Raw genomic sequence first — 26,571 nt, forward strand, 5'->3', positions numbered from 1 at the left:
ATTGTCAGGCACCCAGTTTCGAACGGGAATCAGCTTCCAGAGAGCTCGGCAGGACTGTACTCCCAAGCCTTTCAATAAGCTCGTCTCCGTCAACCACCAACTCAACTACGTCAGCTTCTCCAGGGATGCTTAGATGAAGTCCACTTGGCGTGACCTGCAGGTCGTAGCTGCCCTTTGGCAATCGGATATGGGTCTGAATAATCTCCCAGTTCATTTCCTTGGCAATCTTGATAGCAGCCTGTCTTTGAGACTTTGAAAGTCCTGACTTGCCAGGCTCGAACAGCTTGCGAAGCCCCCGGGGGAAAGCAGGCGCCGGGCCCAATTCCAGGCCGGAGCCCAGCTTTAGATGGGCAATCTTGGCCATCCTGCCGGAGATTGCCGGTTGCAATCCCGGAATGTTTCGCAATTGTTCTGGCACTTGAATCCACCCCTGGTTGGAGGCCAGCAGAAACGCAGCAATCACGAACTCCTCATCACCCAAAGAAACTTTGTTGAACTCCAGAAAATCAATGAAATCCGTATGCAGGAAGGCCAGGATCAAGGCTCGAGAAAGAGGCTTGTTATGGGCAGCAAGCAGCTCCTGCTCGGTTTTATCGGTCAATCGTTCGATACCGCGAAGATCATCAACAAGAGACTGGGTTGCGACCTGTGCTATTCCGTCCATACCGGGAACGAGCCTCTCAAGATAGGTCACCACGGCACCATTCAAGGAATCATCTTCATCTCCCTGAATGGCACTGTGTAGATCCCATAGCAATTTGGCTGACTGGCTCAGATCCTCCCCCGGTGAACCGCAATGGAGCCAATTTCCGATAACAGACAGCAATGGAGCGATTTCAGCTTTAAACTCCCCGCCGACAAAACAATCATATATGTAGGAAAGATTCTCAGAGCGATCGGCTAGCTTTGCACACAACGCCAGAAAGGCTCCAACAGCACCCAGCTCCGACATGTTCAGCTCTACGCGTTCCAGATCAGTAGGGTCTTCCGACCAAACTCTCTCTCTGCTTGGGGAAAAGGATGGTTTTCTGGCTCGTATGTCAAAAACGCCTAAATTTACATTTCGCAGATCCTTCGCCGAGTCCAACAACGCCTTTTTTGCAGCCATGTCTCTGACCTCGATTCTTTCTATGCAGCCTAAAGGCAGCGGCGCTTTCAGCATGAGCCAATCAGAATCGTCAAATTCTGCAGATTCGAACATCTCCGACTGAACTGATCCGTCAGCAGCCCAGCGGTGAACCGGGCCGGAGAGCGAAGAAAGATCAAGCACAACGATGCAAGGAATCAGATGAGACGCTTCGCTGCAGCAGTGCTCTATAAGGCCATCCGCAGGCTTTGCAGTAAACAGGGGCAGCCACCCGGGTGCCACTGAGAGCGAGTCGCTGTAATACTTGTCGCCAAAAGCGTTCGATGGAAGAATCAGACCCGCCCCCAGCATGAAGAACAGGTTGAGGTGATTGGTGGCCAATCGCCATTCTGTAATTTTCTGCGACGATTCCTCGTCGCCGGCCTTGTCGAATAAATCACTGCTTTTCATGGGAGTCTCTCCAGAATCTCAGGGTCGTCCGGCAGGATCACCTCAATGGGGCATTTTTGATCGGCTTTTCTCAGCATGAAGACCTGATGAATTGCACGTGCTGTCATGACATAGAAAAGCATCTTCTTTTCATCCACAATAGATCGCCAACAAGGAAACTCGTTGATGTCAGCAATAAAAACCACATCGAACTCTAGACCTTTGCAACTCTGAGCGTTGATGACGATGAATCCCCCTTCGCTGAAATCCAATTGATTTCTTTCTTCGGTTGAATAGGTCGATATGGGGCAGGCGAGATCTTCAATATTGTTTCCTGCCGCTCTCAGCTTAGCAAGGAACCTTTCTCGAACCTTGTTGTTGGGAGCAATTACGCCTATCAAGAACCGCGGATTCCGGCCAGCATAGAGAAGCAAGCGACGAAAAATCCGGCCTTCATGGTCTTTGGTATAGGTGAAAAGCACAGGCTGTCGAGTTGAACCTTTGCCCCGGGTCGGAAGCAACGGCGGATTAGTCCCAGGCGTTCCAGAACAGAAATCTCGCGCCAGACGGGCAACTCCATATTTGTTCCGGTAGTTACTCTTCAACTCATGCTCAGAATCAGGAATGATCTCACCATGAATTTCGTCAAACTTACTATTTTCGTGACCAATAGCTTGATTGAAATCCGCTGCAACAAAAACATTTTCGAAGGGAATCGCGTTCAAAAACTGATAGAAGCCGGGAGGCATATCCTGACCTTCGTCAATAATCAGATATTGGTCTTTGTATCGCTTCTCCAAGGCGTCAGCAGATTGCTCGCCAACCAGGTCAAGACAGGTATTCCAATCAACAGGCCGCCAACTCTCTCCCGTGCCTACATCGAGATATGGGACCTTTCGGCCGGTAATTTCCTCAAAAACCTTGTAAAACCACGCCTGCCACTGAACAGCCTGTAGATCAATTCCAAATAGCTGGTGGCTGGCAAATCGCAACAAGTGATTGAAGACCAGGAAACAGTATTTCTTGTTCGCTTCATGAAGCCGACGAGCCCGCAGCAGGCACATGACCGACTTGCCAGTTCCGGGGCCACCAGTGAGGAAAAAGCGACCCTCCAGCGGCCAGGCCCGCACCAACTCCTGCTCCTTGCTGAGCTCGTGAATCCCTGGTAATTGAAATCGCCGCTTAGCCACTTTTCACCCTGGCACTAGTATTCGAGAAATCCTTTGAAGCCGTGGGCATCGCTGCCGATTAGCATGGTCCGGTCAAGCAATACATTGCCGTAGGCACACGACGGATCTGGAACCAGGCAACAAGCATGGCAGGCAGCACGATTGAGCAGTCCGGGCCCCTGGCCCTCGTGTTCTGAGCAAACCGGATCCAACGAGCACCATTTAGACCTCCTAGCGGCAGCCGCCATCAACTTCACGAACTTCTCTGGCTCCGCCATCCTGGACAATCCACCTAGCGTACCAACCTGATCGGGCACGGCAATATAGATCAGGATTCCAGCCATAGGCCGGTCGAGTTGGACTGTTGTATAGATCCGCTCCTGAAACGAAGCGGCTGGATACCCCACGCTGGACTCAAGCTGCCGCATGAGCAGGTGGGCGAGAGTATGCAGAAGCAGGAATCTTGGTGTCTGGACGGGTTCAAGCTCCAAGTTGAATTTCATGTTTCCATAGCGGCGCTTGACCACATCGACATACTTCTGCAACACGGGTTGACTTTCCCAGCGCCGAAGAGATGCTTCGGCAAGCGAAAAGAATACCCCTTCACCAAAAAGTTCGATCGCCGGCAGCCAGTCCAGTTGACCATCGAGATCAGGGGGTATAGGATCCGGATGCGAGGGTTCAGCGCGGAAAAAGCCTCGTAGCACCTCGATCTTCCTCAGTCGCTGGACAGAAACAAGGCGAATATGATTTAGCAACGGATATTTGACGGCAAGCTCATACTTTCGATTAAGCAGCTCTTTTAACTCTTGAGTCTTTTCTCGGGGGACAAAATCTTCATCCTCATCGAGATTGGGGATTTCATTCTGAAAAGCCTGCCATTCACGCACAACCAAGTCGTCCGAAGTTACCTCTCCGTAGAGGGGATATCCGTTCTCGAGCGCCTTGAAACAGTTTTCCAACTCTTCCGTTGTACACTGAAGCTCACGCGCTGCTCTGGCTTCTACGCTCCTTCGTTGAAAGGAGTTTCTTGCAGCTTCCAAATCCCTCAGCAAGCGCGTGTTCTGATACAGACGGTCGAGAACCCCGCCGCGGATAGCGCGTGATTCTGGTGGCACCACCAGCCCGGACTTCGTGACTGGCATGTGCACGCCAGGATCATTGACCAGTACGGCCAAGGCTGGGTCTTGTGGCGTGACAGAATCCCGCAGCCAGGGCTGCTTGTTGTTTCGTCCAAAAGAAATCGGGACGCGTTCCTCAAGCATGCCTCGTGCGCCGCAGCCCTTACTACCACAAGTCACGAAGGTTCCTTCTGGAAGCACCTTCAGGCTCAAATTATCGCGATCTTCGCACTTCTTTCCTCGCTGGTCTCGGTGGGCAAGGAAATGAAAGTCCAGATCCGCCAGATAGCCCTCTGAATGCACCATGACCCAGGACACCTGCTCCAGCAATGGCGCTTTTTTTAAGTCCGAGTAGCGGTCACAAGTGCAGCGGGGCTTATTGTGGTCATCCGGTTTCCGGAACAACCGCACGAGCCGACCACAGCGTTGGTCGGTGCATACATACCAGGTGGGAAAACATTGACCTGGCACACAAACCCCTTGAATCTGGCCATTGTCAAGTTGCCTTGCGACCGGCGGTGCGATGAGTTTCTTGTGCTTATCAATCTGTAACGCCGATTTCACCGCTTCGGCATACGGTATGAATTGACCGGCAGGATTGCCGTACTTGTCAGTCCAGAAACAAATGTCCTTGACCACCACAAGCTCGTCGTCGGTTCGGACAATGGCCCCTGGCGAGCAATGACGCAGCAAATGGTGCAGGCGGACCGGAAAGTAGACTTGCTTGGTCATAGCACTTTCAGAAGCCCTGATTGCTGGACTTGGCGCATTGAATTCAGGGTCGGCCATAAGCCACGAATTCGTGCTTCGTGCGTAAACAGAAGGCGCTCCGAATTTTTGCGGTCATCTCTTTCCTCGTAGCAGAGGCGCTGCCGATTGCTTTGGCAAATCTCAGCAAATCGTTTCCATTCAGCTGCCAGGCCATCCAATTGCAATTGAACGGTCTCAGCCATTTCCCCGCTGGCTTTTCCGCAACGCTCGGAAAGGGTTTCAATCACCTTTGCGATGGCTGGATTCTCAGGGTCGAATGTACCGGCCTTGTCATTGGCGGCCATCGTCGACAGGGAATGGCGCACTGCAATGACCAGCGCTGCGTGCAGTGCCCTTTTCCGGGCTTGATGCGTGAACGGGGTAATGCTGCCAGGTTCGACGAATCGGTAGAAAGACTCGTGATAGGCACGGAAATTCTCGTAGTGGGATAGGCTCCGGGCCTGGTCACGGTAATAGTTGACGAAAACAATGCCTGGGACTTCAGACCGGCCCACGCGACTACTGGCCTGGATGTATTCCGCCGTGGTCAGGGGCTGGCCATTGATGATCATCAAAGCCAGACGGGCGACATCGAGGCCCACCGAGATCATGTTGGTCGCCAGTACTGCATCCAGGCATTCAGGTTGGCCTTTTGGTTGTTCGAGTCGGCCGAACGTGGCAGCGTTTTCCGCGGCACTCATCAGACTCGTGAGTTGGCCGGTGGACGGCCTTTGCCTGGATATAATCCTTTCGTCACGTGGCTCGCCTGTATCGTCCAGCTGCGGTTTTTCTTGCTCTTCGCTTAGTCGCGACAGAAAGTCTCGAACATGGTTGTAGAAGGCATTCTTACTGTTGCCAACACCACGTAGGCTGCCGTGGTAGACCACCATCGTCCACCAGGCATCCAGCAAATCCTCGCGGTTCTCATACCCCGATCTGAATACACTTTCCGGCGCTGCTGCCAGAGTCGCAGCCAACGGCCCCATGCAGCGGGCGCGATCAAGCGCTGGTGCCAGGTAACCGAGATAAAAACGGCCGGGGCGTTTATCTAGGGGCACGACACGAGAAAAATAGGAGTTATCCGCGTCCAGTCCTGGTGGCGGGAACACCGACAACTCGCGCCCGTACATTTTCTTTACCTGGGCCTTGGCGTTGCGAATTGTCGCGGTGGAGGCAATATATTTGGGATACTGCCCCTTACTCCTTAGCACCGCATCCAAGGCAGCCTCGTACACTCCAGCGATAGAGCCAAGATCGCTGGATAACAGGTGTAGTTCGTCCTGAATTATCAGTGACGGTGGAAGCATACCGTCGCTGCCCAGAAATGCACCCGGACGCTCATCCCAGGCCAGGCGAGCGTATTTGTCTATGGTTGAAAACAGCAGGGTTGGTGGGTTCTGATACAAGCTCTCGTCAACGACATCGGCCGGGAGGGCGTCGGCATTCCCTCCGCCAAAGTCACATTGTTCGTTGCGACATTTGAAAGTGAATCTTGTGCTCGTGAGTTCATATCCCCGAGCTGGATCCAGCGGGGTCGCGCACCAGGGGCACTGGTGCAGCACAAGAGCTTGCTTGGCCTCTTCAATTCCGCCACGCATACGGCCAAGGACCTTTTCAGCCTGGTCGAGCGTGTTCGGGCTCAATGCGCCACCGGCCCAAAGTCCGACAGTGAAGGGTTCCTGGCCCAGTTCGGCTGGGGATTTGCGGCGGAGCAGTTCCATGGCAAATATCATGCGTGCGGCGCGAACGAACTGCTGAGTAGTCAACAAGCGCAGGGTATAGCGCATCAGGACCACTGTTCCTGCTCCGTTTGTCGGATAGCGTAAACGACGATAGAAAGCGAGGAAGGCGATCAACCCGAGATAGGCTTCGGTTTTGCCGCCGCCGGTAGGAAACCAGATCAGATCAACGGTATCCCGAAACGGGTCTTGTTCATCGATTGCAGAATGGATCGTGGTCAACAAGAAGCCCAACTGGAAGGGGCGCCAGCAGTAGTGGGCAGGCTCCTTCGCAGCTTGGTTGATCCGTCCACTCTGCATCATCTGGTCCAGCATGGCCTGGTTGGCCAGGGCAAATGCCCGGCGTGCTGTCTCGTCTGAGTCGAGCAGGGCAATACCGCCACGCATCCGACTGACGGCGAGATCGATGCGGGTAGCGATACGCTCCGCGGCCTGCCTTTCTTCTCCTTGCAATTGGCTGCAGTCTTTAGTTTGCTGTCGGCTCCAGTCTCCATAGCCATCGACAAATCGGGTGAGATGATCCATCGCTTGCTGCTTGTGGTCATCGATAGTCGCCAAATGCTCGATTGACAAAGCTTGCTCAGAACCGCTACCCACATCGGCAGTCATTTGCGGGACTTCGGTGCGAGGGATAAAATCGGTGAAGATGGACTTTACCTTGCCGTTTTCTCCCTTCCAATCCACGGCAGCCCCATGCCCTACTGCATAGATGCGGCGGTTCCTGTAACGAAGCTCCAGCTCTTGCTCTTCCTCGTCAAGCAGGCTGTATTCGACCCGCGGGTAGTCACCGATAGTGCCGGCGTCGAAGGTGCACTTCAACTTCACCTCGAACAATGACATCGATGCACGTTGCTCGAGCACTCTGTTCCGGTCGATATCTCGTGGCAAACGTTCCGTATTGAACAGGGTCACAGTGACGATCCAACCTCTTGTATGCTCGCCTTTTCGGTGCTCGCGCCAGCGCACATCAAGACCGCCTCTCGGGGTCTGAATACCATTATGTCCAGTTTCCTGGGCAAGGAAATCCGGGAATCTAACTGGCCCTGTGATACGTCTTGCGGACTGCTCGCCACCAATGGTGGTTTTTATCCATGTCTTTCCGCGACCGGGTTTTTCATAGATTTTCGCAGATGCCTGGACCTGGAAGCTCAGGTCCGGGCCCGTTGCATAGAAGGAAAATCCGACCGATGAAGGTGGGATGTACCGTCTGCGAATGGCGGCAGGTTTGACTTCGGAGGGGGCGTGATCCGGTCCGCCAATATCCGGCAGTTCATCTTCTGCCTCGTCTTCGGAGGCTGGATCGATACCCTCATCGAGCTCGGAGACAGGGAAAAGGATAGCTGTCGGAAAGCGCTCCAGGGGATTGATGCCAACCAGCTCAACCGGCAAACCCTCGCCGGTCAGATTCTGTCGGACCCATTCGACTAGCCTTTTGCGCTCCTTTGCATAATCCATTCCGGTTACCCCTTGCCCTCTCTCTTTATCTGCCCACTCGCGAATTGCACACTGGCCAGCGCAGAATAGCTGAGCGGCAGTCGTGCGACAAACCCTGGAATCATGACTGAAACACCCTCCAGGCGACTCGGTAGTCTTCTTCACGGTCGGGGCGGAAGAAGGGGGCGTGGTATTCGATGGTCTGGCGCCAGGGGCCGGTGGGGAGGGTGTGGTTCCAGAAGGTCTTGGTGACTTTTCCTTCCTCCAGGTGCTGGATGTCTTCCCAGCCCAGGGCGATGCCGGTTTCTTGACGGCCCGGGGTGTGGATGGCGTATTCGATTTCGTTGTCGAGGTCGGCCTTGCGGGCTTTTCGGGGCAGGCCGACGCCGCTGAGGCCCTTGCTGGGGGTGAAGACGATGCGGCCATTCTGGTCGTAGTGGGTTTCGGCTTCGTACTGGCGCATGACGGGGAACTGGACGCGGTAGAGGGTGAGCAGTTCTTCCAGGGTGAGCCCCAGGGCCTGGGCGACGAGGACGTCGATTTCAAGCAGGGCCTGGCGGCGGGCGTAGTCGGTTCTGAGGGCGCAGTGGCGCTGCCAGTCGGGAGTGAGCCGCTGGAAGAACTCCTGCGGTACGGCGTTGGCGCCGGTGCGCTTACTGTCGGAGGTGATCGTCCAGTGCTGCTTGCGGAAATCGTCTTGCCAGGACTGTTGCCAGAGTTCGGCGTAGTGGCTGGTAATGCCTACCAGCGCCAACCCACGAGCTCGCATCTGCGGTGTTTCAATCAGGGGCAGCAAACGAAGTAGGGATTCATATAGATCACCCTTACCGGTGGTCTTGATCCAGAAATCGAAGACCAGCGACATGCAAGCCGTCGCAAAATCCAGAAGCTGGTTGGGGTCTCTGAAAGTCGTAGATATGACTGGATGGATATGCGCCACATCTTTTGGGGCGATCGAGGCCAATAGGGTGCGCTCTCCGGACTGGCTCAACTGCCGCCGACAGAAAAGCCTGTAGTAGTCGGTGACCCTAGAATCAGTTTCAGTCGCTTGATCTGCCCAAGGCACCTTCGGTGTGCGCCCGAGGTAGGTGTCGCGGTCGCATGCGGGGAGGTAGTTGCTGCGCGGCAGGTAGTCGTCGGGCAGGGTTTCGAGGTCGAGGTTGTCGTAGTGGCTGTTCTGGGTGCACTCGGCGCGCGGGGTCTTGTAGAGCGGCGTGCCGACGAAGAAGTGGGGGCCGGAGAGGATCCACTCCTCCGCGCTTTCCGGGAAGCGAGTTTCGCGGCGGATGGTGCCGTCTTTCTGGGCGTTGGTCTCGTGCCACATTTCCAGTGAGAGATACTCGCCCTTGAGATCGCCGAGGCGGCGCGGCTGGGCAGCGAATTTCTTGAGCACGGCGACCAATCGACGATCATGCAAGGCGGGCAAGCGAGCTTCTACTGGCCTCGTACCCTTGGCATCGTAAAGCTCGGCAAAGAGCTTCAGATCATCTATATCAATCCGAAGAATCCGCTCCGGTTGCTTTAAGTACGCCTGGTCTAGATGAGATGGGTGCTTTAAGTAGCTAACAGCATCGAACCGAACTTCATCCCGGGCATGACCGTAAACAGAACAGTGAAAGTCGGTCTTGTTGTTGCCCTTGATGTTGAAGAGGCTCATTGCCCTGAAGTAGGTGTAATGTCGCCTCAAGTGCTGATAACAGAGCGCCCTGAAAGCCTTACCCTTTGCATCATTATATACGCCTGATTCATATAAGAATGAAGAAATCCCCTTTGAGTTGCTAATGGCCCAGGCGCGCGGCAGGAAACACTTGTAAAGGTTGGTCTGCACGCCCTTGAGTTCCGGGTAATTGACCGGAGCGTTGAGAAAGGCCTGGGTGCCCTCGGCTTCTTCCAGCTCGGCTTTCCAGGCGCCGATCAGCTCGGGATTTTCGTGGAAGGTCTGTTCGCGCAGTTGGTCGAGCCTGCTGGCCGAAAACTTGCGCAGCGCGAACAAGGGCTGGTGGTCGCCCATGACGCCGCCTTCCTGCCACTCGACTTTCAGCCAGGGCGGGTTGCCGAGGATGAGGTCGAAGCCGCCGTTTTCCATGAACAGGTCGGCAAACTCCAGCTCCCAATGGAAGAAGCGGCGGGATTCGGCCAACACGTGGGCCCGCTTCATGCGCGGGAAGGCGCGGAAGAGCTGGTTGAAATCGACCACGCCGAAGCGGTTGATAAAGGACTTGCCGGCCTGCTCATCCTGGGTGGGGGCGAACAGGTCCTGGATTCGGTTGGCCGAGCCGGTTGGGATGGTATCTCCCAGCAGTAGGGCTTCGAGCTCGAATAGATAGTCGTCGCGCTCGGGCAGGTCCTCGTGTGCGTCCATCGGCCAGAACCACAACGCGCACCAGTAGTCCATGGCCAGCTTCAGGCGGCGGTAGGCCGGCGCGTTCTTCTGGTCGCGGGCGTGGAGCTCGCCGGCTAGCACCTGGTCCTTGTAGTCAAGGCTGGTGGCCTTGCCGTCGTCATCGTGGCCGTAGACCGGATAGGGATCGGTGGTACGAGCCCGCATGCGGGAAAGATCCCGGGCGTGCTGCTGCCAGAGTTCGTCGAGCCGGGCCGAGAGGCGTTCGAGGCGATCGATCTCTTCCTGGTCGAAGGGCTTGATGAAGGCCTTGCGCCATTCGGTAATCGCCTTGATCTGGTCGGGGTAGAGCTTTTTGGCGACCTTGTCGCTGTAGCTGGCCATGCCCTTGTCCGGCAGCAGGAAGTGCCAGATGCGGCCGGCGGGGCGTTCCTGGCCGAGCGGAATCTTCTCGGGTGCGGACTTGAGCCAGCTCTTGTCGTCACCGGATTTGAGCTTGAGCTGGCTGGCCGCGAAGGCCTCTCGGCGGGCACCGATGAGCGAATTGCCGTTCTTGAGCTGCAGGCCGAACCAGGGCACGTGGCGGTCGTCGGACAGGGCGTTGAGCCACAGCGAGACTTCGGCCAGCTCGACAGCGACGGGGTTGAGGTCCACGCCGAAGACGTTGTGGTCGGCGATGTACATCATCACCCGCTGCTTCTCAGCCGCGTAGTCGGCCTGGGGGATGCGCTCATCTTTGGCCGACTGGGCCAGCTCCAGGTACTTGTCGGCGAGCTGGCTGATGGCCTCATTCAGAAAGGCGGCCGAGCCCATGGCCGGCTCGCAGATGCTGATCTCGAGCACGCGTCGTGCACGGGCAGCATCGTCGGCCAGATCGTCGAGCTGTTCGGCAAACAGTTCCTTCAGCGCGTACTTGACCAGCGAGCGGGTGAGCACTTCGGGGGTGTAGTAGCTGGCCGATTTCTGCCGGTCGCGGCCGGCCAGGCGGTAGAGGAAACTACCTTTGGGGTGTTTTCTCAAGACCTTGCGGCCAGCCTCGTCGCGGTCGTAGACGCGCTCTGAATCCTTGTAATGTTCGAGCTGTTCGGCGGTGACGAAGTAGCCGGTGTCCAGCGGGTCGGGGTTGTTGCTGCCGGCCGGCTTGACCTCGTAGAGATCGGTCCGGGCGAAGAAGCCGCGGTAGGACAGCAGGGCCTCGTAGACGGCGCCGAGCTGATTGATGCCGAGCCGCGCGTAGGAAATGCGCCCGCGCCGGCGCTGTCCTTTCGCCGGGCGCGAGAGCGACATCAGGCGGATCACCTTCTGCAGGGTGGCGTTGGTGAAGACCACCTTGTTGAGATTGGGCGTACGGGCCGGGTCGAACAGATGGGACGGCAGCGGCGCCATGGTAAAGGCGTCGGCGTCCGAGCGGCTGGCCAGCAGGCTGCCCTCGTCGCGGCAGCCTTCGAAGACCAGGCCGAAGAGCTGCTGCAGGCTGTCGTGGATGTAGCGGCCCTGCTGCTCGGCCGGACTGGTCAGTTCGACCATTTCGAGCTCGCGCAGGTGTTCCAGGCTGTAGCTGGCCAGATAGGCGCGGTTGCCGACCGGGGCATAGCCCAGTTCGGGCCGGGCCTCGATGTAGAACAGGAACAACAGGCGGTACATGTAGCGCAGGGCTTCGAGCGAGATCTGCTGGCCGTCGAGCTGGCCTGAGAAGGCGCCTTCCTTGCGCTCGCGGGCGCGCTCGATGAGGTATTGCGCGGCCTCGTTGCCGATCAGCTCGATGCACTCGCGCAGGGCGTATTTGAGATCTTCGGAGACGGCATAGGCATGCTTGTGGGCGTTTTCTTCGAGCTGATCGAGGAAACTGCCGCCGTCGGCGTCGGTCAGCGAACGGCTGTGCAGCAGCGCGCAGGCGGCCTTGAGGGTGTCGGCTTCGCGGCGCGAGAACAGCTCGACCCAGTCGAAGCGCAGCACCCGCCCCTGGGCGAACTTGGTTCGATCAATCAGCAGCCACTGGCGGGTGGAGACCAGCAGCAGCCAGCGCGGCGGATTGGGCTGGGCGAAGACGAAACGGCTGATGGCGCTCTGCCAGTCGATCAGGCCGGACTGTTCGGCAGCCTGCATGGCCTTCGGCGGTGGGGCGGCATGCAGGCTGGTGAGCTGTTCGGCCAGTATCGGGCTGGCCAGGGGATCGGTCTTGGGGTCGTCGATGTTGACCGCCTGCACCACCCAGAGCAAGGGATGACCATAGCTGGCGCGGTATTCGGCCAGCACCGGGAATTCGGCGTCGGGGCCCGCCGGCAAGCGGCGCGGCTGGTGGTCATAACCGAACACGGCCAGCAGCTCGGCCACCAGATCGCGCTGACCCTCGACCCTTGCTTGGGGGTCGCGCTGACGTTCGACGATGGCCAGCTGCTGGTTGTAGGCATGGCCTAAGCGCCTGAGACGATTCCAGGGGGCAAGCTGGTCGTCGGGCAGCGGCCCGTCGGTCTGTTCGCGGGCCCGGGTCTCGGCCTGCTGCCACTCCTCGAGTAGCTCGCCGATATCGCGCTGGAAGATATCGGCCAGGTAATGTTCGGAGTAGAACTCGTTTTCGTTGGTGATGCCGGCGAAGGTCATCGCTGTTGATCCAGGTCCGTCTCTTCCTCCCGGCCTTCCGCCAGGTCGGGGTTGTTGAAGCCGCTTCGGAGGCCGTCGATATGCTCGAAGAGTTCCGGTGCGACATTGCGCCACAATGGATCGAGCACGATCTTGACCCCCTCGCGCCGGGCCAGCTTGGCTGCGGGAACGAAATCGGAATCTCCAGCGACCAGCACGATGGTGTCGACCTGATGCTTCAACGCCAGCGAGGCGATGTCGATTCCGATTCGCATGTCCACCGCCTTCTGTCGAAAGCCGGGCGTGAAATCCGAGTCGGTCAGATCAGGCACCGATCTTTTACCTGCCAGAAGCGCCTTCTGCGCAGGCTCGTTGAGCACCCACCCGCGCTCGCGTCGTACCTCGCCCAGGCGGACCGCGAAGTTGGGCCGGCGGCGGAGTCGATCGAACAGATCGAGGCGAAAACGTGCTTCGTCGGAGCGGGCGTAGTCGATCGAGCGTCTGCTGACCGGCAGATGACCCTTCTCCATGTACGGCCTGGCGTCATAGAAGAAGCATCGATAGAGCAGCGCATTCTGATTCGGAGCCTGCGCCGTCTTGTTGAGCTTGTAGAGATGGCGGCTGACGAGCTGGCCGACGGCCTGGTTGACGGCTTCGGGGTCCTTGGGATCGAGATCCTTGCGGACGGATGGCAGGCGTCTGAGCAGATAGCCCCCGTCGATCAGAATCGCCGCCTTCATTCCCCCTCCCCCCCGGAAAAGAAAAAGCCCCAGGGGGTCGGCCAACCCATGATCGCGATGGGGTTCGGCGTACTGCCAAGGGGCGGATGTAATACCAGTATTGCGACGAAGCCTTTGCATGTCAAGCGCCGCTGAAAAGCGGAATTTCATTGGTTGCCCTCCTGACCGGTGAAAGCCGCAGCCACCTGGATGTAGGGCTGGTCGTCAAGGGTGTGGGTGTCGCGCAGCCAGTTGTCGTAGTCGTCGAACACGCGCTGGATGTGGCCCAGGCGGTCATCGCGGCGGCGCTGCTTGAAATGCTCGGGCTGGTCGCTGCGATCGAACTCCAGCTCGAGTTGCTGCAGGTGACGGGTTTTGAGATCGTCCATGGCCTGGAGCTGTTCGAGCAACTGGTCTTCGATGGCGGCTTCCTCAGACCTGCGATGCTCGGCCAGACGCTGCTCGGCGCGCCGGACGACGCCCGGCAATCGGGCCGCAACCGCATCTGTCGGGCCGCCCCGGTTGCGGTTGGGTACCTGGCCGGGGCGCAGATCCAGCCGGTGGATGAATCCGGCCAGATCCAGTTCTTCCGTGATGTTGCCGTCTTCGAGGACAAATCCCAGCCAGGCCTGAATGAGCGTGTGGCCGCGGCGGTTGGGGTAGCCCCCGACCAGCAGGAAGGCCGTCTGATTGGGCTCAAGACGCCCCGGAATGCGGAATAGCGGTGCGGTGTGCCTGCCGAAAGTGCCCAGGGCCCGATCACCCAGCCATTCCATCACCGGGTGCAGCGGCCACAGATACTGGCGCTGGGCCCAGTTGCTGTCCTCATCGCGGCGGATCTTCAGATCCTCGGCAATGAGCTTGCGATCAGGCGTGAGAATGAAACGGTCGGCTTCCGGGCGAGCCTCCTTCGGCAGAAAGCGCAGGCGATTCTGCAAGTCGGGCGGTGCGGTGAGCACCAGACGCTGGTTCTGGCGGTCGATTTCTTCCTGGATGCGCACCCCCTCGCTGCGCAGCCAGCTCAGCGCCGCCGCGGCGTAGTCGAAGTCGGTCTCGTATAGCGTCGGGCGATCGGCGGTGATGTCATCCAGAATCTTGCTCGGGGCGTTGGTCGGCAGAAAGTTCTCGAGAGGCTGTTCGCTGTCGCTGACGTTCTCGTCCAGGAAGCCGGCAAACAGAGCTGCCAGGTCATCGCCTTCTCGCTCCATGAAATCGGCAACCAGCTGCTCCTCCTGATCGACCGAGTGCAGGCCCATGAATTCGGACGGGTCGCCGATGTTCTTTGATGCCTGATGGTCCTTTTCGATGAGGACTTCGAGCACTCGCCGCTCGTCGGTGATGCGGGCATTGTCCGACTGGGTGATCAGGTAGCGAATCTGCGGCGTGCGCGTCTGCCCGTAGCGATCGATGCGGCCGTTGCGCTGCTGGAAGGTCATCAGCGACCAGGGCACATCGAAATGGATCAGGCGGTGCGAGAGGTGGTGCAGGTTGATGCCCTCGGCGGCAACATCGGAACAGATCAGCACGCGGGTCTTGCTGTCGCGCTGGCCGAAACCCTCGACGGCGGCCATCAGCTCCTTGTCCGACATGCGGCCCGACAGGGTGCTGACCTGTGATTTGCTCAGCCCGCGCAGATCAGCCGGCAATCGCTCGACAAGGAATTCCAGGGTGGGAATCGATTCGGTGAAGATGACCAAGCGGTCTTCCGGGTCCTTCGGGTTCCAGCCAAGACTGTGCTCGCACGTACCCAGCAGCTCGAGCAGCAGCTGATATTTGCTGAACTGCTCGGCCGTAATCTGAGCAATGGCGTTCCTGAGATCGCTCAGGACCGCCATGTCGGCCTGGACCTCCTTGCTGGAGTCGCGGCGTTTGAGCCGGGCGATGCGGTTATCAATGGTCGACTGGCAGGCCGCCGGGCTGGAGTAAAGCGCTTTCTTGAGCGTGGTGCGAAACAGGTGTCCGCCGCTGCGGGTCTTGCGATCGAGCGCCTGGAAGCGAAGGTTGGCCATTTGTTCAAACACCGCCTCTTCTGGCGATGAAGCACCGGCACGCATGATGTCGATTTCTCGCTCGGGCAGATTGCCGCCAAGCTGATCCTGCACGTGCCGTTTCAGGCGTCGGATGACCAGGCCCTTGTCGCGGAAATCCTCGTGCGCGTAGTCGGACGGGTTGGCGATTGCCGTGGGGTCGAGCATATTCATCAGGCTGGCGAAACTCTCGGCCTTGCCGTCATGCGGGGTCGCGGAGAGCATGATCAGCGCATCCGATCTCGTGGCCAGGCGTCGGGCCAGACGGGCCCGCTGAGAGCTGCCGCTGCGCTCGGCGACGTTGTGCGCCTCGTCGATGACGATAATGTCCCACCAGGCATTCTCAAGGTAATGGCCGTACTCGATGTCCTGCTTGAGCGTGTCGATGGAAATGATTGCCCGATCGAAATAGTGGAACGGATTGTGATTAGCCGGCAGGCGGTTGCGCACGCGCTGCAACCCGGTGGAATCAAGGCGTACCAGTGGAATGGTGAAACGGTTCCAGAATTCCTGCTGAAACTGCGCCAGCATGGATTTGACGGCCAGCACCAGAATGCGCTTGCCGCGGCCGCGGGCGATCAGTTCTGAGACCAGAATGCCGGCCTCGAGCGTCTTGCCCAGGCCGACAGCATCGGCGATGAGAATCCGTGGCCGCGGTTGGGACAGGGCCTGGCGAGCCGGATCAAGCTGGAACGGCAATGGATCGAGTGCCGCGCGATGGCCGAGCTGAATGGCGGGCCCTGTGGCCGGAGCCTTTCGAATCATCGAGTCGAGGTAGAGAAAGCCGGCGCGGAATCCCTCGGATGAATCATCAACCAGGTGAGTGTCTTCAGGACTGAGTACGCGAATACCTTCTTCCAGCCGGGTGAGAAAGCGCCCCTCGCGCCCTCTCACCAATTCCGACAGACCTTCGCAGACCAATTGATGGCCACCGTCGGAACTGTGATCGACCCGACGAATCCGCCATTCAGCGTCGCGAATCTCCACGCGCATGCCGGGTGCCAACTGTTGCTCCACTCGCCCGTCTCCCTCAGTTAACCCAGAACACTCCAGAGCCCCGGCTAGGATAGCGGGTGTAAGCCGATCAGATCAAAGCAATAGGCGCCGACACTCTGGGCTGGTAGTACCGGCAACTAAATGGTTGACGAGCAGGTCCTGCTAAGGCGAGCTGAGACAAACGCAGGGCTGTGGTCAATTGCTCGTAAGCGCCGGCCACTGGGCCGCCCGATTACGTCCCAGATACGTCCCAGGCATTGATTCTCGATGATCAAGAGACAGGACTGGATCGGACGCCCGGTTTTTCACAACGACTTCCGAACCGGCCGTGGGACGGCGATGAGACAATGAGAGGCTTGCTCGGCAGGATCGGTAAGCGATTGATTTACAGGGATATTTGGCGCGCCCGGCAGGATTCGAACCTGCGACCCCCGCCTTCGGAGGGCGGTACTCTATCCAGCTGAGCTACGGGCGCACTGGGGGAACTGATTGTAACGGTTTTCGGCCCTGACCTCAGTCTTCGGAGGGCGGTACTCTATCCAGCTGAGCTACGGGCGCTTGAAATCGTATTGTAAGCTGCGCGTGGCCTTCGATTATACCAGCCCGGATCCGGCTTCCACAGCCTCGGCGATTTCGCGCCATTGCCGGGGCTCCCCAATCATGGCAGCCACGCTGTCGGCCTCGACCGGACGCGAGAACAGGAAACCCTGGGCAAACGAGCAGCGATAGTTGCGCAGCAAATGGAGCTGGTCAACGCTTTCAACGCCTTCGGCAACGGTCAACATGCCAAGGTCGGAAGCCAGGCTGCAAATGGTGCGGGTGATGGCCTGATCCTCCGGGTCGAATGACAGATCACGAATGAACCCGCGATCGATCTTGACCACCGAGATGGGGAAGTTCTTCAGATAGCTCAGTGATGAATAACCAACGCCGAAATCATCAACAACGATGCGCATGCCGATTTCATCAAGACGGTGCAACATGCGCCGGTTGCGCATCAGGTTTTCGATCAGAATTTCTTCGGTGATCTCGAGATGCAGCAGCTGCGGATCGATGCGGTACTGGTGCAGCAGTACGCTGAGCTGCTCGGCGAAGCTGTGCTCCTGAATTTGCGCGCCCGACACGTTGACTGCCAGCCACGGCAGCTTGCCGGGCAGTTTTGACCAGGCGGCCAGATCGGCCAGCGCCTGATCCAGCACAAAGGCGCCGAGGCGGCCGATGATGCCGGTTTCCTCGGCCACCCGAATGAACTCCTGCGGCGGCACCATGTAGCCCTTTTCATGCTGCCAGCGAAGCAGTGCTTCAACCCCGCAAAGCGACAGATTGCGCAGGTTGATGATCGGTTGGTAGACGACACGAAACTCCTCTCGCTCGAGGGCATGCCGTATATCGCGACTGAGATTGAGCCTGTGCTGGGCCTGGGCAAACATCTCGCGAGTGAATACGGCGAACTGGTTGCGCCCGGCGTTCTTGGCCTTGAACAGGGCCGTATCGGCATTCTGGATGAGTTCGCTGACGGTATGTCCGGACTCGGGATAATAGGCAATCCCGATGCTGGCCGAGACGAACAGCCGATGCTCGCCGATGGCAAAGCCGGAATCCATGGAACGCAGGATATTACCGGCGAGCTGCTCGACCTGTTGCCGGTTGTCCCGTTCGACGGCGATCAGGAACTCGTCACCACCGTGGCGACCGACGAAATCACGCTCCTTGAGCACGCCCTTGAGCCGCTGCGGCACCTCACACAGCAGTTCGTCACCGAGCTGATGACCGAGCGAATCGTTGATGTCCTTGAACTGGTCGAGGTCCAGGAAAAGCAGCGCCAACTGCGTCTCGCCTCCGCCCTGGTCACGGATCACGTCTTCCAGATACAGCGTAATGCCGGCCCGGTTCGGTATGCCGGTGAGTGCGTCGTTGTGAACCAGAAACGCCAGCTCGCGCTCGGCGGCCTGGCGCTCCCCAACCTCCTGCTCCAGCCGCCGATTGGATGCCGTGAGCACGCGCGCCTGGCCGACGGCGTTCATGCCCAGCAGCGCGATGGCAGCCAGCAGCAGCGAGACTACGATTCCGCTACCGAGCACGACCTCGGGCAGCCCGGTGGTCAACTGCGAGCGAAGCGCATCGCTGACGGCAAAGTTGAACAGAAATCCCTCGCCGTCGCCGTCAACGTCAACCGTGAAGCTTGCGTCCCAGGATGGTTGCGCGCCGTCGCCCGAGGACGCGGCCGAACCGAATAGCGGCTCGCCACGGCCCTCGACCCGCAGCACGATCTCGTCGCGGAACATGGCCGGGATCATGGCGTCCACCGCCTCGGGAATCACCAGCACCGCGGCCAGGTACCCGAAATGCGCCTGACCGTCGCCGATCGGGGTCAGAAAGGTAACGGCCGGGCGCTGATCGGACAGCTGGAACGGCTGCGTGACGCCCAGCCTCGCGCCCCTGTTTACCGCATCGAGCGTGCCGGTCGGAATGGCACCGACCGGAAACAGCGCATCGCGCTGCACCAGCGGCTGGTGCCGATTACGGACCCGGCTCACCCGCAGATCCCGATCAAGCACGGCCAGCGCTTCGTAGTAGCTGTAGTGAGACAGGTAAAGATCGGCGTTGACGCGCCAGCCGCTATCGCCCTCGAAGCCGTAGTGGGCCAGCCGCACGCTCATGCGCTGCAGCGCGTTGATCTGCTCCTGCAGGTTCCCGAGCATGTCGGCTTTCATGTAGCGCGCCATGTTCTCGATATAGCGCGCCTGGGCCTGCTGCTCGGCTTGCTGCAAGCCCTGGTAAAGCACCATGGACCCGCTGATACCCGCCAGCAGAAGCGCGGCTGCCAGCAGCATGCGCCGCTGCGATGCCGTCCGGCGAACACCTGTCATGAACAACCCACCAAAACTCATCGAACCGCACGGCCTGGCCTGACCGGTAGACGCGACACGCTAAGAGGCACAGTCAGTTTCACGTTTGGCGGTAATGACCGGATCGGCCGGTGCTTGCAACCGCGCCAGTATAGCGCAGGGGCCGGCCGGGTGCGCCCCGGCCCCGCGGTTGCTACACTGCCTGCAACTGCCTTTGCCCGACCGGGTCAATCGACCATGCGAACACTCGGCGCGCTTGCTGCCGGCCTGCTCATCGGAATCGTCACGATTGAAGCGGTCTGCGCCATGATCACGCTGCTGCTTGACCCGGCGGCACCCCAACCGCTGATCAGCCGGTTGCCACTCGATGCGGTTTCGGCACTCGCAGTCGCAGCTGCCTGGTTCGGCGGTGGCCTGCTGGCCGGATGCATGGCCAGCGCCGTGACAGGCCGGCGTCTGCCGGGCTGGCTGTGCGGCACCCTGCTCGGCCTGTCGATGCTGCTGGTCGTCAATCTCAACGATCCCGGCAGCGTGCTTGCGCTGATCGCGCCGGCATGGCCGCTCAGCGGCGCACTGGTTGGTTCCGGTCTGGCGCGGCGCTGCGAAGACTGCAACGGCGCGGACAACAGGCACACGGTATAATCGGTCGCTTTGAAGCCCGTCGTCGGGCGTCATTGCCCCAATTGATACGAGGTCTGCGCGGCATGTCCGAAGAACACGATCGACAATTCATCCACACGTTCAGCATGGTGCTGGTCGGGCTGGTTGCCTTCGCCATCATCATCATCGGCCTGTCGCTGGTCATTCACAATCGTCACCAGGACATCGAGCCCAGCGCGGCACGCGAGGCCGCCAAGGTCGAGCGGCTCAGACCGGTCGCCGGCGTCTACACCGAAGCGTCGCAGGCCGCTGCCGCGCAGGAAGAACAGGTCGAAGAAGATGCCGATGACGGCCCGGCGCTGGCCTTTGACGGCTCCATGGATGGCGAGATGATTTACGCCCGGGTCTGCGCAGTATGCCACGATGCCGGCGTGGCCGGCGCACCGCGCCTGGTCGCCGCCGACTGGGAGGCACGACTCGACAAGGGACGCGAAAAGCTGATCGCCAACGCCATCAACGGCATCAACGCCATGCCCGCACGCGGCGGTCGCGCCGATCTAGGTGACGAACAGGTTGCCGCCTCGGTCGACTACATGCTCGATCAGCTCGACTGAGCGGCATCGCGCCAATCGGCGGTTTCGGCGAGCAGATCGGGAAACAGCCCGAGAAAGGCCGACTCGATCTCGCCATCCAGTTCATCGAGCAGCCGCCGGCCTTCAGCCAGTGGCCAGGGATGGCCGTGGCGCTGCGCCATTCGCTGGAAGATCTCCTCGAGCATGGCCCGTTCGCCGTAGCGCAACCACAAACGCTGCGCCGCCGCCCAGCGACTGAATAGCGCCAGCCGCGGCGGCAGGCAGTGGCGATGACGTGCCAGCAAAGCGTCGATGGCGTCTGCCAGCCGATCGAGCCGCTGCGGCCCGAAATCCGCCCAGTGGCGTGAGAGCATGTGATCAAACAGGACATCCAGAATCACGCCGCCATAGCGTCGCCAGGGCGGGTCAAGCCGCTTGCGCAGCGCGATAACCGCCGGGTGAGCGTCACTGAGCACGTCGATGCGCCGATGCAGGCGGATTCCGGCAGCCCAGGCATCGGGCCAGTCGGCCAGCGCTGACTGGCCCTTGACGTGATCACCCAAAAAGGCGCCCAGGCGGAGCCCCTCGTCGGTTCCGGCAAGTACGATATGGGCCAGATGATTCATCGCAACAGCTCTGTGCATCGGGTACGGGGGCTGAGTTATGATGATGCGCTCGCCCACTGGGTGCTGGCAACCGCCGAGGAAGACTCATGCAGCTGGATCCCGGCCAATTTCCCGACGAGTCGACCGAAATCTTCATCTCGGGGCCCGCCGGCCGGCTTGAGTGCCTGGTTGACGGCCCTGAAGCCAATGCCGAGCGCCCGGCCACGGCAGTCCTGTGCCATCCGCATCCGCAGCACGGCGGCACCCTGCGCAACAAGGTCGTCACGATCATGGAGCGCAGCCTGCGGGAGCTCGGCCTGCGGACCGTGCGTTTCAACTTCCGCGGTGTCGGCGACAGCGAGGGTACGTTCGACGACGGCAACGGAGAGATCGAGGATCTGAGGGCCATCGTCGACTGGGTGCGCCAGGTCCGGCCCGACGACGATCTCTGGCTGGGCGGGTTTTCGTTCGGTGCCTACATTGCGCTCAAGGCGGCCCAGGACCTGCCGATTCGACAGCTGATCACGATCGCGCCACCGGTCGAGCGCTACGGCTTTGATCAACTGCAGCCGCCGAACTGCCCGTGGCTGGTCGTTCAGGGCGACGAAGACGAAGTCGTCTCGCCCGAGGCCGTGCTCGCGTGGGCCGAGACCCTGGGCCAGGACGCTGACCTGGTGGTCATGGAAGGCACCGGCCACTTCTTCCACCGCCGCCTGATGGATCTGCGCGGCCTGATCAAGAACCACGTCCAGCCCAACCTGCCTTGAGCGCGGAGACGCCAGCCGGGCCGGGTTCACGCTACTCCGACCTGCTGGCGGCAGGTCAGCTGATTCCGGACCCTGAACAGCGAGCGATTGCCGATCGCATGCAGGCGCTGTTCGAGCGCATCGATCGCCGGCCGACCGGCTGGATCGACCGCCTGCGCAAGCGCCATCCACCGGTCCGCGGCCTGTACCTGCACGGGGGCGTCGGCCGCGGCAAGACTCTGTTGATGGATCTGCTGGCGCAAAGCCTGTCCGATCCCCGCAGCAAGGGCTGGCGCATTCACTTTCACCGTTTCATGGCCTTCGTGCACGACGGGCTGCGGCACCATCATGGCGAGGATCCGCTCTCGCCAATTGCGCGCCGGATCGGGGGCCGGGCCCGGGTGCTGTGCTTCGACGAGTTTCATGTCAGCGACATCGCCGACGCGATGATTCTCGGCGGCCTGCTGCAACGCCTGTTTGCTCGCGGCGTCACGCTGGTGGCCACCAGCAATACCGCACCGGATGATCTATATGCCGACGGCCTGCAGCGAGAGCGATTCCTGCCGGCAATCGAGGCGATCAAACAACACTGCGACGTGGTCCGGTTTGGCGACGGCGAGGATTTTCGCTTGCGCGAACTCAGCCGCCATCGCGTCTACCGCCACCCGGTCAACACCGAAAACCGCTCGGAGCTGGAGGCTGAATTCCGCGCCCTGGCGGCCGGCGAGGACCGCTCGAGCGAACCACTGAACGTGCGCCAGCGCCGTATCCGGCCCTTGTATCGGGCCGGTTCGGTGGTCTGGTTCGATTTCGACACCCTGTGCCGGGGTCCGCGGGCCAGCGAGGACTACATCGAGCTGGCACGGCGCTTCGGCACCCTGATTGTCAGCGATGTCCCGCAACTCGACGCCAGCGACGACAATGCGGCTCGACGATTCATTCATCTGGTCGACGAGTGCTACGACCGTGCCGTCAAGCTGATCGTGCTGGCCGCCGCCCCGCCGCAATCGCTGTATTGCGGTACGCGGCTTTCTGCATCGTTCGAACGCACGACCTCACGCCTGATCGAGATGCAGAGCCACGATTATCTCGCCCGCCCCCACCGGCCCTAGCCCGCATTATTCATGAATCGCCGCGATGATTGCGCAGGGGATTGTTCGCACAGCGGATTTTCCGACCGAGCGGAATACCAGGCTGTATTTCCGAGGGAGGAAAATCCGCTGTGCGGACAAGGCGCAAGCAAGGGCGCGAGTGAATTCATGAATAATGCGGGCTAGTGGGCCGCTCTCAGTCCAGGCGTCGGCGTTGATCAGTCGGCCGGATCGGACAACAAGCGGATGGATGCTTCCTCACGCAGCCACTCGCCGCCTTCCGGGCCCTGGTATTCCACATCCACGCTGACTCGATTACTGGCCTCCGTCTGGCTTGGCTCGACAAATGTCAGCGTGAGCGTGCCCGCGTCAGTCCCCTCAAAGGCGGTCGGGCAGTCACGACAATAGCCGCTAATCTGGTCCATAGTCAGCGTATCACCGTTGGTAAACGACTGCGTGGAGCCGATCAGCCATCGCGGCTTGCCCGTCGCATCGTAGAAATACAACACTGCAAACAGCACATCCCCCTGCTGGTAGACCGTCAGACCCCAGCCTTCATCGGCAGGACCTGCGAACCAATGGCCGGTGAAGTCGGGACTCGGCGGTGCACCGCCCACAATCAGGGGTTCCACGCACCAGTCGCCGGACTCGCCGTCGATTTCCCAGCCGAACCGGGCCAGCGATAGCGCAGTCGAGCGATCGGTGCCGTCGGCGCAGGCAGCAGAGTCCTCCTCCACACCAAACTCCAGCTCGACCCTGCCGACACCTGTTGCGGTCTGAGGCGGCGAATCGGCAGCATCGTAGCTGACCCGCAGCAACTCGCCGCTGAATACGTCACCCACGACCTTGCCAATGGCAATGAACCACTCTGGCGTGCCGTCGTCACCGTAGGAATAGAAGGTCAGGAAATAGAGCTCGCCGGAGCGCTGGAAATCCATGCCGTGACCATTTCTGGAGCGATCGAACAGCATGCCTAGCACCGGCTCATCGGCGCTCGAACTGGCATCGTTGTCTGCCAGGATCTGACCACGCAGCTCACCGTCGGGATGTGCGTTGGTGCGAACCAGCAGATAAAGCGTGCTGTCGAGCAGCCGCCCGACCAGCGAAGGCGTCAGCGGCGCCTCGTCCGAGCCGGTCCAGCTCCCGATCAGGGTATGGTGCCCGGCATTGACGGACAGATCAGGCGCGGTGCCGCTTTCGTCCATGATGGTCCATGCCACCGAGCCATTGTCCAGATAGGAACCGCGGCGAATCTCGATACCGATCACATCATCTTCGCTGTCTGCCGGGGTTTGGGTGCCGTCGAGATCAAGACCGGGCAGCTTGATGACATAGTCCAGCACACGACCGTCCACATCCAGACCAAACCACGCCTTGCCGATATTCTGCGAAACGACTCCCGGCACCACCTGCTGTCCACTGGGCACCGCGGCAAGCCCACAAGCCGGCACCGCGCCGCTACCGACCAACGGCCCCCGGATTACGGCATCGCAGACATTAAATACACGACCCGCGTTGTCCACCTCGCTGTCGAGCTCACCGTAGTTATCCAGGCGACCACCCTCTTTGACTTCGGTCTGCCCCGGACCGTCGAGCAGACCGCGATTGGACAGCCGGCCAAAAAGGTTCAACGTGGCGTTGTTGCGCAATGAACCGGCATTCGCCAGGCCAGCACTGTCGGCGATGTTCCAGGTGCCGCTATTCGTGGTGGCTGAAGACTGATGGAGGTGGATCGCGCCGGTCTGCTCGATCACGCCGTCGTTGGTGATCTGCCCCTTGCTCTCCACAGCACCCCCTCCTTCGAGCCGGCCCTGAATCGAAATGCTGCCGCGGTTGTCGATCAAACCGGTGTTGCGCAGCACGGCATTGGTGGAGATCACGATGCTGCCCTCGTTGTAGAGGAGCCCGTTGACAAGCAGCCTGTTTCCGGAATCAACCGTTAGCGTTTCGCCTTCGTTGACCCTCAATAAATCGCCCTGGCTGGCGGCGGCAGACTTCAACCCCCCGATCCTGGCCTGATCCGCTGCCTCACCAATGTCGAGGATATAGGTGATGGGCGTTCCGAACAACTCGCCAAACACGCCGATGGTGAGCTCAACACCCTGCGCGCTGCCGTCGGTGCTGAAGCGACCCTGAATCGTCGAGTAAACAGCCGGAAAGCCGGCAACCGGTGTAATGCTGGTGGCAAAAAAATCCCCGTTTGATTCCACCCAGCCGCGCAGCGGGAATCCATCGCCACTGCCTTCGATCAGCAAATCGGAACCGTCACGAGTGATGGTCATACCGAATCCGGGCGGCTGGACACAGCAACTGTGGCCGGCAGGATCATCAATCTCAACGACCGTAACCGGCTCAGTGACTGTCTGCGGAGGTGTGCCTACATATTTCTGGCAATACGCGGTCACGAGTTCACGTCCGTCGGGGAACTCGAGAAAACCGTCACCGTCCTTGTCCGACATCAGGCTGAACTCGAACCCCTGGCCTGCGCCAAGCGAGGAATCGTTGGCATCGCCCTGGTGGGTTTGCGCCAGATCAGACGCCGTCACTGTCCACGGCAACCCGCCAGAGATGCCTGCCGCCACCAGCTCCACGGCATGCGAGCCGCCGTTGGGATAGGTGTAGACGACTTCGCAGTCCTGACCGTCGCGCATGGAGTTCACCAGGTCGGCAATGCCGAGGGTCTTGCCAAAGGGCTTGGAGCGGGCCGTATTGCCATTGACCGTTTCGGTCAGATCACCGGAAGTGAAATCCCCGTTCGGCGAACTGCCGGATTTGCCGAAATGGCGCGTCTGGATGTCCTCGTGCAGGCCGTTCCTGGCCAGGAATTTCAGCTTACCCTTCAGTCCCCAGGTGCCCGTGGCCCCGGCGTTGGTTCGGCTGGTCACTGACGGCGCCCGGGTCGTTTCGGCTTCGACATCACCGACCAGCGAACCATCGCTGTTGCCGTTGGGCGCCAGGCCCGGCACGTGTGATTGAGGCAGGTTGAGTCCGGTGGTGTTTTCCAGATACTGCAAGCTGTTGGCAATGGCCATCGGCATGCACTGATTACGGGCCGCATTGACGTTCGGATGACCGCGCTGGATCACCTGAACGCTGGCGCGATCCAGTACCGGCTGGGGAATGGCGGCAACCGCCGGGTCGGGCGGTGGCTCGACGACCGGCTCGGGCAGCCCGCCGACACTCAGCGGTGCAGGGGTCACCTCGTAGGTATAGAAATCCAGCATCACATCTGCGTTGCTCGTAATAATGCCAGACGAGAAAGTCACGGAGAGCTCGAGCGACACCACGTCGGTACCGGTCTGCGCTTCCAGCGGGAAAAAGGACATCATCTCGGGGTAGGGATAGTCTTCCTCGCTGAAAACCGGCATGTTGCGGATCAGCCAGCTGTCGTTGCGCACCACGTTGAGGAAACCGCTTTCGGATCCGGCGCTTTGGCGGACCATTGCCAGGTCCACAGCCATGATCCCCGTCCCGGTGTCGCTGACCGGTTGCGGCAAGCCAGGCCAATCGACCTGGCTGAAAGTCACCCCGTTGCCGGGCTGCAGCGATATGACTTCAGAGGTCTGCAGTTCGGCGGCAAGCCCTGCCGGCTGGACACTGAGCAACAACGCGGCGATGAACAGGTTTCGGCTGAGAAGGTACGGCATCAGCAAACACCGGCCGAGGTAGGTTGGCCCTACCTTACACGCCCAATCGTAAGCGCCTACGAACCGACA

At 60.0% G+C, this 26,571-nt stretch carries 14 protein-coding genes and 1 tRNA gene; 4 read left to right on the forward strand and 11 right to left on the reverse strand.

Translation table 11 applies throughout. From position 1 onward, the window contains the following. Positions 1 to 4 precede the first annotated feature (4 nt). The 9 genes from HND55_13660 to HND55_13700 form a co-directional block, all read right to left on the reverse strand. The gene (locus tag HND55_13660) at positions 5 to 1,537 is read right to left on the reverse strand and encodes a hypothetical protein (GenBank protein QKK03616.1); all 1,533 of its coding nucleotides are present in this window, start codon (positions 1,535 to 1,537) and stop codon (positions 5 to 7) included. Further along, positions 1,534 to 2,706 carry a hypothetical protein gene (locus tag HND55_13665; protein QKK03617.1) on the reverse strand — a complete coding sequence of 391 codons (1,173 nt, stop codon included), beginning with the start codon at positions 2,704 to 2,706 and terminating at the stop codon, positions 1,534 to 1,536. The genes HND55_13660 and HND55_13665 overlap by 4 nt, the downstream gene beginning before the upstream one ends. A gap of 14 nt (positions 2,707 to 2,720) precedes the next feature. Beyond that, entirely contained in the window at positions 2,721 to 4,538 is a 1,818-nt protein-coding gene (locus tag HND55_13670) for a DUF1998 domain-containing protein (protein QKK03618.1), read from the reverse strand. Next, entirely contained in the window at positions 4,535 to 7,750 is a 3,216-nt protein-coding gene (locus HND55_13675) for a helicase (GenBank protein ID QKK03619.1), read from the reverse strand. Before HND55_13675 ends, HND55_13670 begins: the two co-directional genes overlap by 4 nt. A gap of 100 nt (positions 7,751 to 7,850) precedes the next feature. Next, positions 7,851 to 12,671, reverse strand: coding sequence for a hypothetical protein (locus HND55_13680; GenBank protein QKK03620.1), 4,821 nt, complete (start codon positions 12,669 to 12,671; stop codon positions 7,851 to 7,853). After that, positions 12,668 to 13,390: an NYN domain-containing protein gene (locus HND55_13685; protein ID QKK04117.1), complete on the reverse strand. Its 723-nt coding sequence runs from the start codon at positions 13,388 to 13,390 to the stop codon at positions 12,668 to 12,670. Before HND55_13685 ends, HND55_13680 begins: the two co-directional genes overlap by 4 nt. 146 nt (positions 13,391 to 13,536) lie before the next feature. Further along, on the reverse strand, positions 13,537 to 16,389 hold the full coding sequence (locus HND55_13690) for a DEAD/DEAH box helicase (GenBank protein ID QKK04118.1): 2,853 nt from the start codon (positions 16,387 to 16,389) through the stop codon (positions 13,537 to 13,539). Positions 16,390 to 16,790: 401 nt separating this feature from the next. Continuing rightward, positions 16,791 to 16,867, reverse strand: a tRNA-Arg gene (locus HND55_13695). 118 nt (positions 16,868 to 16,985) lie between these two features. Next, on the reverse strand, positions 16,986 to 19,262 hold the full coding sequence (locus HND55_13700; protein QKK03621.1) for an EAL domain-containing protein: 2,277 nt from the start codon (positions 19,260 to 19,262) through the stop codon (positions 16,986 to 16,988). Between the two features lie 216 nt (positions 19,263 to 19,478). Between HND55_13700 and HND55_13705 the strand changes: the two genes are divergently transcribed. Then, positions 19,479 to 19,883 (forward strand): hypothetical protein, encoded by a 405-nt coding sequence (locus HND55_13705; GenBank protein QKK03622.1) that lies wholly within the window; start codon positions 19,479 to 19,481, stop codon positions 19,881 to 19,883. Between the two features lie 104 nt (positions 19,884 to 19,987). Continuing rightward, entirely contained in the window at positions 19,988 to 20,455 is a 468-nt protein-coding gene (locus tag HND55_13710) for a cytochrome c5 family protein (protein QKK04119.1), read from the forward strand. On the opposite strand, the gene HND55_13715 is transcribed toward HND55_13710, so the two are convergent. Further along, complete coding sequence (locus tag HND55_13715) at positions 20,443 to 21,039, reverse strand: DUF479 domain-containing protein (protein ID QKK03623.1); 597 nt, start codon at positions 21,037 to 21,039, stop codon at positions 20,443 to 20,445. The genes HND55_13710 and HND55_13715 overlap by 13 nt on opposite strands. 86 nt (positions 21,040 to 21,125) lie before the next feature. On the opposite strand from HND55_13715, the gene HND55_13720 reads away from it, so the two are divergent. Together HND55_13720 and HND55_13725 are read left to right on the forward strand one after the other, a co-directional pair. Further along, positions 21,126 to 21,785 (forward strand): alpha/beta fold hydrolase, encoded by a 660-nt coding sequence (locus HND55_13720; GenBank protein ID QKK03624.1) that lies wholly within the window; start codon positions 21,126 to 21,128, stop codon positions 21,783 to 21,785. Beyond that, the gene (locus HND55_13725) at positions 21,782 to 22,876 is read left to right on the forward strand and encodes a cell division protein ZapE (GenBank protein QKK03625.1); all 1,095 of its coding nucleotides are present in this window, start codon (positions 21,782 to 21,784) and stop codon (positions 22,874 to 22,876) included. The genes HND55_13720 and HND55_13725 overlap by 4 nt, the downstream gene beginning before the upstream one ends. A 197-nt stretch (positions 22,877 to 23,073) precedes the next feature. Here HND55_13725 and HND55_13730 read toward each other — a convergent pair whose 3' ends face one another. After that, a complete protein-coding gene (locus HND55_13730; GenBank protein QKK03626.1) occupies positions 23,074 to 26,502 on the reverse strand; it encodes a CHRD domain-containing protein in 3,429 nt (1,142 codons plus the stop codon). Positions 26,503 to 26,571 lie beyond the last annotated feature (69 nt).

Source organism: Pseudomonadota bacterium (assembly GCA_013285445.1).
Classification (GTDB): domain Bacteria; phylum Pseudomonadota; class Gammaproteobacteria; order Xanthomonadales; family Wenzhouxiangellaceae; genus Wenzhouxiangella.

Excerpts from the sequence above, each read along its gene's own strand:
- HND55_13660 (QKK03616.1), bottom strand. The coding sequence starts at position 1,537 with ATGAAAAGCAGTGATTTATTCGACAAGGCCGGCGACGAGGAATCGTCG.
- HND55_13670 (QKK03618.1), bottom strand. The coding sequence starts at position 4,538 with ATGACCAAGCAAGTCTACTTTCCGGTCCGCCTGCACCATTTGCTGCGT.
- HND55_13675 (QKK03619.1), bottom strand. The coding sequence starts at position 7,750 with ATGGATTATGCAAAGGAGCGCAAAAGGCTAGTCGAATGGGTCCGACAG.
- HND55_13680 (QKK03620.1), bottom strand. The coding sequence starts at position 12,671 with ATGACCTTCGCCGGCATCACCAACGAAAACGAGTTCTACTCCGAACAT.
- HND55_13685 (QKK04117.1), bottom strand. The coding sequence starts at position 13,390 with ATGAAGGCGGCGATTCTGATCGACGGGGGCTATCTGCTCAGACGCCTG.
- HND55_13690 (QKK04118.1), bottom strand. The coding sequence starts at position 16,389 with ATGCGCGTGGAGATTCGCGACGCTGAATGGCGGATTCGTCGGGTCGAT.
- HND55_13700 (QKK03621.1), bottom strand. The coding sequence starts at position 19,262 with ATGACAGGTGTTCGCCGGACGGCATCGCAGCGGCGCATGCTGCTGGCA.
- HND55_13705 (QKK03622.1), top strand. The coding sequence starts at position 19,479 with ATGCGAACACTCGGCGCGCTTGCTGCCGGCCTGCTCATCGGAATCGTC.
- HND55_13710 (QKK04119.1), top strand. The coding sequence starts at position 19,988 with ATGGTGCTGGTCGGGCTGGTTGCCTTCGCCATCATCATCATCGGCCTG.
- HND55_13715 (QKK03623.1), bottom strand. The coding sequence starts at position 21,039 with ATGAATCATCTGGCCCATATCGTACTTGCCGGAACCGACGAGGGGCTC.
- HND55_13720 (QKK03624.1), top strand. The coding sequence starts at position 21,126 with ATGCAGCTGGATCCCGGCCAATTTCCCGACGAGTCGACCGAAATCTTC.
- HND55_13730 (QKK03626.1), bottom strand. The coding sequence starts at position 26,502 with ATGCCGTACCTTCTCAGCCGAAACCTGTTCATCGCCGCGTTGTTGCTC.